Annotated in this window: 11 protein-coding genes; 5 read left to right on the top strand and 6 right to left on the bottom strand. The window is 64.1% G+C overall.

Annotated elements, in window-relative coordinates; translation table 11 throughout:
• The first annotated feature begins 24 nt into the window (after positions 1-24).
• Complete coding sequence (locus AXW67_RS23380; protein ID WP_145927811.1) at positions 25-1,299, top strand: hypothetical protein; 1,275 nt, start codon at positions 25-27, stop codon at positions 1,297-1,299.
• A 61-nt stretch (positions 1,300-1,360) separates the two neighbouring features.
• On the opposite strand, the gene AXW67_RS23375 is transcribed toward AXW67_RS23380, so the two are convergent.
• The gene (locus AXW67_RS23375; protein ID WP_063679772.1) at positions 1,361-2,143 is read right to left on the bottom strand and encodes an enoyl-CoA hydratase/isomerase family protein; all 783 of its coding nucleotides are present in this window, start codon (positions 2,141-2,143) and stop codon (positions 1,361-1,363) included.
• Positions 2,144-2,281: 138 nt separating this feature from the next.
• Entirely contained in the window at positions 2,282-4,375 is a 2,094-nt protein-coding gene (locus AXW67_RS23370) for a molybdopterin oxidoreductase family protein (protein WP_063679771.1), read from the bottom strand.
• Positions 4,376-4,608: 233 nt separating this feature from the next.
• On the opposite strand from AXW67_RS23370, the gene AXW67_RS23365 reads away from it, so the two are divergent.
• Genes AXW67_RS23365 through AXW67_RS23350 form a run of 4 tightly spaced genes read left to right on the top strand, consistent with a single transcriptional unit; the run spans position 4,609 to position 8,893 of the window.
• Positions 4,609-5,583, top strand: coding sequence for a tripartite tricarboxylate transporter substrate binding protein (locus AXW67_RS23365; RefSeq protein WP_063679739.1), 975 nt, complete (start codon positions 4,609-4,611; stop codon positions 5,581-5,583).
• Between the two features lie 15 nt (positions 5,584-5,598).
• Positions 5,599-6,069: a (2Fe-2S)-binding protein gene (locus AXW67_RS23360; protein WP_063679738.1), complete on the top strand. Its 471-nt coding sequence runs from the start codon at positions 5,599-5,601 to the stop codon at positions 6,067-6,069.
• A complete protein-coding gene (locus AXW67_RS23355; RefSeq protein WP_063679737.1) occupies positions 6,066-8,198 on the top strand; it encodes a xanthine dehydrogenase family protein molybdopterin-binding subunit in 2,133 nt (710 codons plus the stop codon). Before AXW67_RS23360 ends, AXW67_RS23355 begins: the two co-directional genes overlap by 4 nt.
• A complete protein-coding gene (locus AXW67_RS23350; RefSeq protein WP_063679736.1) occupies positions 8,195-8,893 on the top strand; it encodes a molybdate ABC transporter substrate-binding protein in 699 nt (232 codons plus the stop codon). Before AXW67_RS23355 ends, AXW67_RS23350 begins: the two co-directional genes overlap by 4 nt.
• 11 nt (positions 8,894-8,904) lie before the next feature.
• Here AXW67_RS23350 and AXW67_RS23345 read toward each other — a convergent pair whose 3' ends face one another.
• From AXW67_RS23345 to AXW67_RS23330, 4 genes are all read right to left on the bottom strand, one after another.
• On the bottom strand, positions 8,905-9,711 hold the full coding sequence (locus tag AXW67_RS23345) for an SDR family NAD(P)-dependent oxidoreductase (protein WP_063679735.1): 807 nt from the start codon (positions 9,709-9,711) through the stop codon (positions 8,905-8,907).
• A gap of 78 nt (positions 9,712-9,789) precedes the next feature.
• Complete coding sequence (locus tag AXW67_RS23340) at positions 9,790-11,082, bottom strand: TRAP transporter large permease (RefSeq protein WP_063679734.1); 1,293 nt, start codon at positions 11,080-11,082, stop codon at positions 9,790-9,792.
• A complete protein-coding gene (locus AXW67_RS23335) occupies positions 11,073-11,624 on the bottom strand; it encodes a TRAP transporter small permease (protein ID WP_063679733.1) in 552 nt (183 codons plus the stop codon). The genes AXW67_RS23340 and AXW67_RS23335 overlap by 10 nt, the downstream gene beginning before the upstream one ends.
• A gap of 74 nt (positions 11,625-11,698) precedes the next feature.
• Complete coding sequence (locus tag AXW67_RS23330) at positions 11,699-12,670, bottom strand: TRAP transporter substrate-binding protein (RefSeq protein WP_027555018.1); 972 nt, start codon at positions 12,668-12,670, stop codon at positions 11,699-11,701.
• Between the last annotated feature and the right edge of the window lie 159 nt (positions 12,671-12,829).

The raw sequence follows: 12,829 nt of genomic DNA, 5'->3' as shown, positions 1-12,829 counted from the left end.
ATCGGAAGACCTGGTATCTCTCGCATGAATAAGCTTCCGCGCTACTGCCGACGAAAGTTACTGAAGAATGGTCGATGGGCATATTTTTTTGAGCCGCCAACCTGGGCCCGCAATCAGGGCTGCCAAGTCGAGGCTGAAGCATTGGGGGAAGACTACGCGGCGGCCATGGGGCGAGCCGAGAACATCTTATTGCCCGCCTTCGACAGTTGGGCTTCGGGAGGTTTGACCGACATGGTTCCGCCCTCTCCTTTGCCTGGCACTTTCGATTGGCTGGTCAGCATCTTCGAAGCGCATCAGAAATGGAGAGAGATTGATCACTACACACAGCGTTTATACAAGCAAGGTCTTGCCCTCTTCGCTAACCACACGCTGAAGGACGGTACCCGAGCGGGCTCGAAGCACCTCTCTGATTTTACGATGGGCTTCGTCGACGCAGTCTATGCAAAACTGCTCGTTGTGGAAGACAGAGACGCAAGTGGAAACGTCGTCAAGCGCGAGCGTCGCCGCTTCGCAAATGCGGCCATGGCCTCTTGCAGGCGCGCGTGGTTTGTTGGGCGGCGTGCCCAAGAAACGAAAGTGCCGACCATCAATCCATTTTCGCGGATGGGGCTAAAGACCCGTGCGCCTGGCCAGCCCGTCCGCCAGACGCCTACGGCGACTTGGGACGAACTCGTCGCATTCAGGGCGGCAGCGAAGGAGCTCGGATACCGCTCAGTCGGAACAGCCGCATTGTTGACATGGGAATGGCTGCAACGCGAAGAACACGTGTTTGGAGCTTTCGATATCTCGCACTATCGGCCCAAAGAGCGGCCGAACAGTGTGAAGATCGTGCATCCGAAGAATGGCGAGGAAGCCTGGTGGCCACTGTTCGACGAAACGGGCGAGCCGCTCTTCCCGGAACTGATGGCCGAACTCGACGCCATCAAGGAAACCGTGGTGACGGGCCTGGCCTTTCGGCGCGACCATGAACATCGCAGATCGCCTACACAGCTCCCTTGGATCACAGAACGCAAGGATCTGCGCTATTTGCGCCGTGTCGTAAGACGAATCGTCGCGGCAGCTCAGCTTCGGAGTGAACTCTCTTTTACTTCATTCCGTCACGGCGGATTTACTGAAGGAGCGGACAGCGATCTTACTGATGCTGAGTTACGCGCAGCCGGTCGTCATCGATCGGCACGCCAACTGCCGACCTATGCCAAACGCACGCGCAAACAGCTGATCGCGGGCTCCAAGAAGCGCCACGACGAGCGAGCAAGAGCAGCCCTTATCGGAATAGCCACTACCCTCGTGTCTGAATAACAGCATCGTGGGTTATAGTGGCTCTCCAAGGCTCAAACTTGGGCCTGCCGCTTTGACGTGACTATTTCCCTGTCCAGGACGGCTTGCGTTTTTCGCTGAACGCCTTCAGGCCCTCCTTGGCGTCCTCGGTCATCGCGAGCAGCGCGATCTGGCTTTCGGTGTAGGCGATGCTCTCGTCGAACGACATCGACGCGATGGCGCGCATGGCATATTTGCCGCGGCGGATCGCGGTCGGGGACTTGTCGACGATGCGGCCGATCAGCCAGTCGACCTTGGCGTCGAGCTCGGCTCCAGGCACGACATAGTTGAGCAGCCCTGCCGCTTGCGCGGCCTTGGCGTCGAACGGCTCGCCGGTGAGCGCCCATTCGTTGACGAGGCGCGGCGGCGCGATGCTCTGCAGCAGGCTCAGCACCTGCATCGGGAAGACGCCGACCTTCACTTCCGGCAGGCCGAAGATGACGTGATCGGCGGCGACCGCCATGTCGGTCATGCACAACAGGCCCATGCCGCCGGCCATGCAGACGCCACTGAGGCGCGCGATCGCCGGCTTGGTCGCGTTCTGCGACAGACGCAACAGATCGGCATAGTCGACATTTGGCTTGGAATGATCCATCGCGAAAGCCGCGCCGGAGTTCTGCAAATCGGCGCCGGCGCAGAACGCCTTGTCGCCTGCGCCCGTCAGCACGATGACGCGGACGTCCTTGTCGTCATGCGCGTCACGATAGCCCTTGGCGATGCCGGCGATCACCTCGCCGTTCAGCGCGTTGCGCTTCTCCGGCCGGTTGATGGTAATCCAGAACGCCTGCCCGCGTTTCTCGGTGATGACGCTTGTGGTGTCGGTCATGGCACGCTCGCTTGTTGTCTTCCGCTTGCCCGACATTTGCGGCAGACAGGACGGCAGGCGCAAGCGCAATCTCTGACGCCATGCCGCTTTAGCGCCTCGACACAACTTTGCGGCGCGATCGCAGCGAAAGCGCGTGCCTCAGGCCGCGCTGGCCGCCTTCCGGATCCAGACCTTGTTGTCGTGGAACGCCGCACCGCCGATCGGCGCGATCGTGTCCGCGCCCGTCAGCATGTTGATGCCGCGCCCGCCGATATGGTCCTTGTTGGGATGAACGGACTCCGCGATCAGCACGCCGCGCCGCACGCCCTCGAACAGGGTCGCGATCAGCGTGGTCTCGCCGCGGCTGTTGCCGAGCGTCACGGCGTCGCCATCGGCGATATCGAGCGCGGCCGCATCCAGGGGATGGATCATCACGCTCGCCTTGCCCTCGCGCGCCTGCGAGGACGGCGTCTCGTTGAAGGTGGTGTTGAGGAAGCTGCGCGAGGGGCTCGTCGCAAGCCGGAACGGATGGACCTGGTCGGCCTGCTCGATCACGGCCCAATGGTCCGGCAGCGCCGGCATGCTGTCGATATCGCCCATCATCACGCCGAGCGGTGGATGCGCCCAGTCGGCCTTGAAGTGGAACTTCTTGTCAGCGTGCGCAAAGCCGTCGAGAAAATGCGAGGTGCGGAAATCCGGCTGCAGATCGCGCCAGAGGTCGGCTTCGAGGCCGGCGATGTCGCCGTGGTTGCTGAGCTGCAGTGTCGCATCGATCAATTCGCGCGGCGTCATCTCGAAACCCCGGTGCCTGGCGCCGACCCGCGGCGCCAGCGCCTGCAGCAGCTCATGGTTGGAGCGGCATTCGCCGGGCGGGTCGATCAGCTTCGCGCCCACCGAGATGTGCTGGTGGCCGCCGCCGTAATAGAGGTCGTCGTGCTCCATGAACATGGTCGCCGGCAGCACGATGTCGGCCATCTGCGCCGTCTCGGTCATGAACTGCTCGTGCACCGCGACGAACAGATCCTCGCGCGCAAAACCCTGGGCTACCCGCGCCTGCTCCGGCGCCACCGTCATCGGGTTGGTGTTCTGGATCAGCATCGCCTTGATCGGCCCCTTGCAGTGCAGAGCCTCGGCGTCGCCGGTCAGGATGCGGCCGATCTGCGACTGGTCGAGCGCGCGCGTGGTCTGGTCGATCGCGTCGTGGCCCTCGATGATGGATTCGTCGAAATGCCACAGCGCGTAATTGTTGAAGAAGGCGCCGCCGCCTTCATACTGCCAGGCGCCGGTCACCGCTGGAATGCAGGTCGCCGCATGCATCTGCGTCGCGCCATTGCGCGAGCGGGTGAAGCCGTAACCGAGGCGGATGAAGGTCCGCTTGGTTTCGCCGACTGCCTTGGCAAAAGCCTCAATCTCGGACACCGGCACGCCGCAGATCGCCGACGCCCATTCCGGCGTGCGCGTTTTCAGATGCGCCTCGAGCTCGGCCGGGCAATCGGTGTATTTGTCCATGTAGGCGCGGTCGGCATAGCCGTCGCGGAACAGGACGTGCATCACGCCGCAGGCGAACGCGCCGTCGGTGCCGGGCCGCAGGATGATCTTGATGTCAGCCTGCTTCATCGTGTCGTTGTCGTAGATGTCGACCGCCGCGATCTTCGCGCCGCGCTCCTTGCGGGCTCGCGAGGCGTGCGTCATCACGTTGACCTGGGTGTTGACGGGATTGGTGCCCCAGATCACGACGAGATCGGACAGCGCCATCTCGCGCGGATCGACGCCGGCGATCTTGCCGGTGCCGATCGCATAGCCAATGCGCGCGACATTGGCGCAGATGGTCTGATAGAAGCGCGAATATTTCTTCACATGCGTGAGACGGTTGAGGCCGTCGCGCATCACGATGCCCATCGTGCCGGCGTAGTAATACGGCCAGATCGATTCCGCGCCGAACTCGCGCTCGGCCTCGTTGAAGCGGCGCCCGATCTCGTCCAGCGCCTCGTCCCAGGAGATCCGCGCGAACTGGCCGGACCCCTTCGGGCCGGTGCGACGCATCGGATACATCACGCGCTCAGGGTGATGGATGCGCTCGGCATAGCGCGCGACCTTGGCGCAGACCACGCCGGCTGTGTAGGTCTGCCTTTTCGAACCGCGCACGCGGCCGATGCTGCGGCCTTCGACGACCTCGATGTCGAGCGCGCAGGCCGACGGGCAGTCATGCGGGCAGGTCGAATGGCGGATTTCGATCTTGGCGTGCTGGTTCATGTCCCAGTTCGTAACATCAAAATAAGGGCCAGCCGAGCGCATTTTGCCGGCATTGCCCATGCGATTTGCTCAAACCGCGCGCGCCGCCGGTTCCTACCGCGCCTGCGAAATGGCGCGTGGTCACCCCGAAAACGGGCCGATATTCCCACCCGGATCGACTTTCTGAGGCGTCGACAGTCCGCGCGCCCGGCCGCTACAGTGCCGGCCAACAAGAACGACAGAGGGAGGTGGGCATGACGGCTTCAAGATTCGTGCTGGCGCTGGCGGCCGGCTTGCTCGGCGCGTTCTCCGCACTCCCCTGTTCGGCGCAAGAATATCCTGCCCACGCGGTCCGCATCGTCGTGCCCTTCGGCGCCGGCGGCCCGGCCGATGTTGCGGCGCGGCTGATCGGCAATGTCCTCCAGGAAAGCTTTGGCCAGCCTTTCGTCGTCGAGAACCGCACCGGCGCCGGCGGCGTCATCGGAACGGTCGAAGCGGTCAAGTCGCCCGCCGACGGCTACACGCTGCTGATGATGTCAAACACCCAGACTGCCAACGAATCGCTGTTGACCCCCGCTCAGCGCAAGTACGAGCTGATGCGCGACCTCGTGCCGATCGCCCCGGTCAACTATTCCGATCTCGTCATCGTCGTGAACCCGCAGGTCGCGGCGAAGACGCTGCAGGAATTCATCGCACTCGCCAAGTCGCAGCCGGGCAAGTTGAACTACGCCTCCTCCGGCCAGGGCACGCCCTACCACATGGCTGGCGAGCTGTTCAAAGCCATGGCCGGCATCGATGTCGTCCACGTTCCCTATCGCAACAGCGGCGAGGCGCGCAGCGGGGTGATCGGCGGACAGGTGCAGATGATGATCGATGCGGTGCCGGCGATGGCGCCGAATATCGGCGAGAACCAGGTGCGGGCGCTCGCGACCACCGGCCAGCAACGCTCGGCGGTGTTGCCGAACGTGCCGACCGCCGGCGAAGCCGGCGTATCCGGCTATGAGGCCACGATCTGGCTCGGCCTGATGGCACCGACCGGCACGCCGAAGCCGATCATCGACAAGCTCAATTCCGCCGTGAACGCAATGGTGAAGAGGCCGGACATCGCAAAGCTCTGGACAGAACAGGGTGCCGCGCCCATGTCGATGACGGCGGAGGAGTTCGACAAATTCCTGCGCGGCGACATCGCGAAATGGGCCGACGTCGTCAAGAAATTCGACAAGTCCTGAGGTCCCCGATCGACCATGCCGACCATTCGTTTTCATCTCAACGGCACCGCGACTGCGGTCGAGGCCGATTCGGATCAGACGCTGCTCGATGTACTGCGCGGCCGGCTCGGCGTGACCGGCCCGCATTTCGGCTGCGGGGCCAATGAATGCGGCGCCTGCTATGTCATGGTTGGCGATCACGCGATGGCGTCCTGCGACATGCCGATGTGGTCGGTCGCTGACAAGAAGGTCACCACGATCGAAGGCCTCGGAACGGCCGAGCAGCCGCACCCGCTGCAGCGCGCCTTCATCGCCGAACAGGCGATGCAGTGCGGCTATTGCGTTTCGGGAATCATGATCAGCGCGGCGGCGCTCTTGAAGCGCAATCCGTCACCGACGGAGGCTGAGGTCAGGGCGGCGCTCGATCGCAATCTGTGCCGCTGCGGATCGCATAACCGCATGGTGCGCGCCGTGCTGCGGGCGGCCTCGGAGACGGCTGCGTCATGACCGCGCCCTCCCCTGCCCCGAAACTGCCGGTTAGCCTGGCGGCCAATCCAAAGCTGTCGTCCTGGGTGAGGTTCACCGACGAGGGCCATGTGGCGATTTCGCCCGGCAAGGTCGAGATCGGCCAGGGCATCGTCACCGCGCTGGCCCAGATCGCCGCCGACGAGCTCGATGTCGATATCGGCCGAATTGAGATGATCCGCGCCTCGACGGCGAGCAGCCCGAACGAGGGCGTCACATCCGGCAGCCTCTCGATCCAGCAATCCGGCCGCGCGCTACGCCAGGTCTGTGCGGAGGTGCGCCAGCTCTTCCTCGCCGTTGCATCGGAACGCCTCGGCGTCGATGCGTCGCGGCTCGATATCAACGATGGCACGATCTCGGGGCCGGGCAATGTCAGGACCAGCTATTGGGAGCTGGCCGGCGAAGTCTCCCTCGATCGCGATGCCAGCGCGGGCGCGACGGCGAAGCTCGCCGCTGCACGTGGCGTTGCCGGGCATTCTGTCCAGCGCGTCGACATTCCCGACAAGGTGTTTGCGCGGCCTCGCTTCATCCATGACCGTCCGCTGCCGGGCCTGCTGCACGGACGCGTGCTGCGGCCGGATATCTCGGGCGCGAGGCTGATCGCGCTTGACGAAGATGCTGCACGAGGCGTTCCCGGTCTCGTCGCGATCGCCCGAGAGGGCGGCTTCGCCGGCGTGGTCGCCGAGACCGAAGCAGCGGCCGAAGCTGCGCTCAAGGCATTGCGAAAGGGCGCGACTTGGTCGGCCGGCGAGCCTTTGCCTGACGAAGACGACCTCGCGGGTTTCCTCAGGAGCCAGCCGGTCGAGACGACCATCATCGACACCAGAACATCGGCGGCCACCAAGAAAGCCGCCTACACCCTCCGCCGGCAATACACCCGGCCCTATATCGCGCACGCCTCGATCGCGCCGTCCTGCGCCATGGCGCAGTGGAACGGCGATCGCGTCCGTGTTTGGACCCACAGCCAGGGCGTCTATCTGCTGCGCGCCGATCTCGCCATCGTGCTCAAGCTGCCGGTCGAGAGCATCATCGTCGAGCACACGGAGGGCGCCGGCTGCTACGGACATAATGCGGCCGATGACGTCGCACTCGATGCCGTGCTGCTGGCAAAGGCCGCCGCCGGCCATCCGGTCAGGGTGCAATGGTCGCGTCACGACGAGATGTCCCATGCGCCGTTCGGCGCGGCGATGGCGATCGAGATCGAGGCCGATCTCGATGCGGACAATGAGATCATCGGCTGGCGCCATGCGATCTGGAGCAACGGCCATGCGGCGCGGCCGGGGCGCGCGGCGCAGCCGGCGCTGCTCGCGGCAACCGAGATCGCGAACCCCTACCCCCGCATGATCTCCTCCAATCCGCCCGCCGCGAATGGCGGCGGCGGAGACCGCAACTCCGTTCCGCTCTATGACCTCCCGGCCTGGACGATCACGAGCCATCGACTCCTGACCATGCCCGTGCGCACCTCGGCGCTGCGAACGCTGGGCGGCCAAGGTAACGTGTTCGCCATCGAATCCCTGCTCGATGAGATCGTCGCTCTGCGCGGCGAGGACCCGATCGAATTCCGCCTGCGCCATCTGCGCGACGAGCGAGCGAAGGACGTCATCCGCGCCGCGGCGCGACGCGCGCACTGGAAGCCGCAGAAGCGAGCCGGCGTCGGTCACGGTGTCGGCTTCGCACGCTACAAGAACACAGGCGCCTATTGCGCCGCGATTGCCGAGATCGAAGGTGCCGACGACATTCGTGTGAAGCGGCTCACGCTCGCGGTCGATGTGGGTGAGGCCATCAATCCGGACGGTGTGATCAACCAGATCGAGGGCGGCGCGATCCAGGCGACGAGCTGGGTGCTGAAGGAGCGCGTTCGCTTCGACCGGACACACATCACGTCCACCTCCTGGACGGACTATCCGATCCTGACGTTCAGCGAGGTGCCGGCCGTCGATGTCGAAATCATCCAGCGGCCGGAGATCGAGCCGGTCGGCGCCGGCGAGGCCGCGCACGGTCCGGTGACGGCGGCGATCGCGAATGCGGTGTTCGATTGCCTCGGCGTGCGCGTGCGCGACCTGCCGATCACGCGCGACAGGATCATTGCAGCCATGGAGCTTGCGTCGTGACGACAGTGAACATTTTGAGCGGAGGCGCGGCGCAAGGCCTGGTTCGGGGCCTCACCGAGACCTTCAAGGCGCAGACCGGATTCGGCATCGACGGTCAATTCGGCGCAGTCGGCATCATGGCCGACAAGCTGCGCGCGAGCGCGCCGGCCGATCTCGCCATCCTGACGCACGCGCTTGTCACCAAGCTCGCCGACGAGCAGCTCGTGACAGCCGCATCGATCGCAGACATCGGCAGAGTCGAGACGGCGCTCGCAGTTCGCGCTCGCGATCCCAAGGTGACGGTCAGAACCGAAGCCGATCTGCGCGAGGTGCTGCGCACCGCCGATGCCATCTTCGTCCCGGACACCAAGGCCTCGACCGCCGGCATGCACGTCGCAAAAATCCTGGATCAGCTCGGCATCGCCTATGAGGTCGCATCGCGCCTCAAGATCTATCCGAATGGCGCGACGGCGATGCGGGAGCTTGCAGCGTCGACCGCGCAAAGGCCGATCGGATGCACGCAGGCGACCGAAATCATCGCGACCGACGGCATCGTGCTGTCGGGATCGCTGCCACCGGGATCCGAGCTCGTCACGATGTATACGGCCGGCGTTGCCACGCGTGCCGCGCATCCGGCAGAGGCCCGCGCGCTGATCGCGCTGCTGGCCGGCGCAGCCCAGAGCGAGCTGCGCCGGCGCGTGGGCTTTGCCGGCTAGATACGCGCGCCTTACTTGCTCAGCTGGGTAAGGCCTGTAGGCGGTCCGTCGACGGCGGTCCAGCCGCCATCGACGAACAGCGTGCTTCCGCTGACATAGCTCGCGGCATCCGAGGCGAGATAGGCTACCGCCGTGGCGACCTCGTCGGCACTGCTCCAGCGATTGAACACGGTGTGGCCGGCGTAGAGATTGTAGATGTCGGGGCGCTGCTTGAAGGGGCCAGTGAGCGCCGTCTCCGCGATGCTCGGCGCAATCGCATTGACGCGCACGCCGGAGCGGCCGACCTCTGAGGCAAATCCCTTCACCAACAGGCCGATCGCCGCCTTGGTCGCGCCATACACCGCAAGGCCTGGTTCGATGGTCACAGCGCGCACCGAAGAGCAGGCGATGATGCTGCCGCCCTTCTGCTCCACCATGATGCGACCGAAGGCCTGGAAGAACCAGACGGTGCCTTTCACGTTCAGCGTAACGACGCGGTCGAGATCCTCCTCGGTGTAGTCGAGGATGGTCTTGCGGATGTTGAGCCCCGGCGTCGTCACCGCGATATCGAGCCGCGGGAATTTCTGCATGACGGTCGCGGCCAGCACGTTGACGTCAGCCGCGCTCGCAGCATCGCAGGCAGCGGCCTCGGCCCAGCCGCCCTGCTCCCGAATGCCGGCGGCGGTCGCCTCGGCAGCGTCAAGCGCGCGGTCGGCGCAGACGACACGGGCGCCGAGCCCGGCCAGCGCCTCGGCCGACGATTTGCCGATGCCCGAGGCGGCGCCGAGCACCACTGCGGTCTTGCCGGTGAGATCGAAGAGCTTGCGATAGTCAGTCACAGACAGATTCTCCTGTTGCTGCGACGCAAAGTATCGCAAGGCCGGTCCACCCGCCAAGTGACAGCGCACGCACGGCAGCTATCCCTTGTACCCCATCAGCAGGCGCGGCAGCCAAAGCGAGAACGCGGGAACGTAGGTCACAAACATGAGTGCTGCGATCAGGGCGGCGTAGAACGGCAGGATGGTGCGCATCACCGCGCCCACCGAGATGCCGCCGATGGCGCAGCCCACGAACTGCGTCGTTCCGACCGGCGGTGTGTTCAGCCCCAGGGCGCAGTTGATCAGCATCAGCATGCCGAACTGCACCGGATCCATGCCCGCCTTCATCGCAATCGGCAAGAAGATCGGGGTGCAGATCAGGATGGTCGCCGCCATGTCCATGAAGGTGCCGAGCAAAAACAGGATGACGTTGATGAGCAGGAAGATCATCCAGGGCTGTGTGGATACCTTGCTCATCATGTCGCCGGCGAGGTCCGCAACCTCGTAAAGCCCCATCAGATACTGGAACATGGTGGAGACGCCGATCAGCAGCAGCACCACGCCCGTCGTCTTCACCGCCTTGGCCGCGGCCCGCAGGAAGTTCTGCAAGGTCATGGTGCGGTAGATGAAGAAGGTCAGCAGGATCGTGTAGGTGACCGCGACGGCTGCGGATTCAGTTGCAGTGAAGACGCCGGACAGGATACCCGCCAGGATGATTCCGACGATCAGAAGGCCGGGCAGCGCGGCCGCGAAGGAGCGGAACACCTCGGCCCAGCCTGGAAACTTGCCAGCCGGATAGCCTCGCTTCACCGCGACGGCGTAGGCGGCGACCAGCATGCACGCCATCAACACGAGCGCCGGCAAGATGCCGGCAGCGATCAGCGCGCCGATCGATACCTTGCCACCGGCGGCCAGGGCATAGATGATCATATTGTGACTGGTCGGCATCAGCGCTCCGACCAGCGAGGCATGGGTGGTGACGTTGACGGCGTAGTCGGTGTCGAAACCCTCCTTTTTCATCATCGGGATCATCACCGCACCCATTGCCGACACGTCGGCCACGGGCGAGCCGGATACGCCGCCGAACAGCGTGCATGCAACCACGTTCGACATGCCGAGCCCGCCGCGGATGTGCCCGACGAGATTCTTGGCGAGCTGCACGATCTTGTCGGCGACGCCGCCATGCAGCATCAGCTCACCGCTGAAGACGAAGAACGGTATGGCGAGGAAGGAGAAGATGTTCATCCCGGACATCATCTGCTGGAAGATGACGGCAACCGGCAGGCCTTCGTAGAGGATGGTACAAATCGCCGAGAGGCCGATCGCGAAAGCGACGGGTACGCCGAGGATGAGGAAGCCGAAGAAGGTGGCGCCGAGAATGATCAGTTCCATGAGGGGACGACCTCTTCGCCGCGCAGGAGAGCAATGATGTGCTCGATTGAAAAGGAGACGATCAAGACGCCGGAGGCGACCAGCGGTACGTAGCGGACGACCTCAGGAAGGCCGAGATTGGGTATCTTCACGGTTCCGACCGACGCCCCGAGGATCCAGCCGTTGTAGACCATCGCAATGCCGAACAAGGCCACCAGAACGTGGATCACAAGCTCGATCTTCTCTCGCAAATGGTCCGGAAGCATCACCAGCAGACTGTCCATGCCGATGTGTCCGGCATCGCGCACGCCGACGGCGGCGCCGATCAGCGTGACATACAGGATCAGAACCAGCGCAAGGTTCTCCGTCCAGGTCGGGCTGGAGTTGAGCACGTAACGCCCGAACACCTGGTAGAACACGATGGTGACGATGACGAGCAGGCCGCTCACGGACAGATACATGCCCACGCGAGCGACGACGGCATTGATCCGCGACAGCAAGCCGGTCGACGGACGTCCGGCTAGTGCCTCCGGCTCGTGACTTACGACGTGTGGGTCTGACATCCGGGTCTCCTTGCGCGTCTCCTTGCGAGGGTCCGGTGTCGCCAGTCGGCGACGCCGGACCCGACGCCATGTTCTTACTTCGTGTCCTGGATACGCTTGACGAGGCTCTGCAGTTTCTCGTCACCGGCGAACTTCGCGTAGACCGGCTTCATCGCATCGACGAATTCCTGCTTGTTGGCGATCGTAATGACCTGAACGCCAGCCGCCTCGACGGTCTTGCGGGATGCCTGCTCACGCTCGTCCCAGAGCTTGCGCATGACGGGCACCGACTCCTTGGCCGCCTTGCGGATCATCGCCTGATCCTCCTTGCTCAGCGTGTCCCAGACCTTCTTGGACATCACGAGAACTTCGGGCGCCAGGGAGTGCTCAGTGACGTTGTAGAACTTGGCTGCCTCGAAGTGGCGCGACGACTCGTAGGAAGGCCAGTTGTTCTCGGCTGCGTCCACCAGACCGGTCTTGAGAGCGGTGTAGACCTCGCCATAGGGCATCGGCGTCGGGTTGGCTCCTAGGCTCTCGATCATGCCGACCCACAGGTCGGATTGCTGGACGCGAATCTTCAGACCCTTGAGGTCCGCGAGCGACTTGACCGGTGCCTTGACGGTGTAAATGGACCGCGCGCCGCTGTCGTAATAGGCAAGGCCGACCAATCCCGCAGGCTCCATGGCCGCCAGGATCTCGTCGCCGATCGGCCCGTCAAGGACGGTGCGCATGTGCTGCGTGTCCCGGAAGACGAAGGGCAGGCACAACGCGATGGTTTCCGGCACGAAGTTGTTCAACGGCGATGCGTTGATCCGCATCATGTCGAGCGCGCCGATCTTGAGCTGCTCGATGGTGTCCTTCTCCGAGCCCAGGGCTCCATTGGGAAACACCTTCACGCCGAGCTTGCCGCCGCTCGCCGTCGCGAGCTGCTTGCCCATGAACTTGACGGCCTCGACGGTCGGATAGTCGGCGGGATGTATGTCGGCGGAGCGGAAATCGCGTGCGGTCGCCAGGGGTGCTGAGACCGCCAGAACAACGGCTGCGATGATGCCGGTTAATGTCTTCATCTGGGCTTTCCTCCTGAGTTGATTATGTCGTCGTCGGGCAGGTGCTGCGGGCCGCCTTGGGTCGCCCTCCTTCAGGTGTGAAGTCGAGCGCTACAACTGCACCACCTTGGTAGGATTGCGAGACGGAGTCGAGTGGATTTGGCTGCTTCGTGATCGGGG

The organism is Bradyrhizobium neotropicale, from assembly GCF_001641695.1.
GTDB lineage: Bacteria > Pseudomonadota > Alphaproteobacteria > Rhizobiales > Xanthobacteraceae > Bradyrhizobium > Bradyrhizobium neotropicale.
Note: the sequence above shows the minus strand (reverse complement) of the source record. Positions and strands in the feature narration are given on the sequence as shown.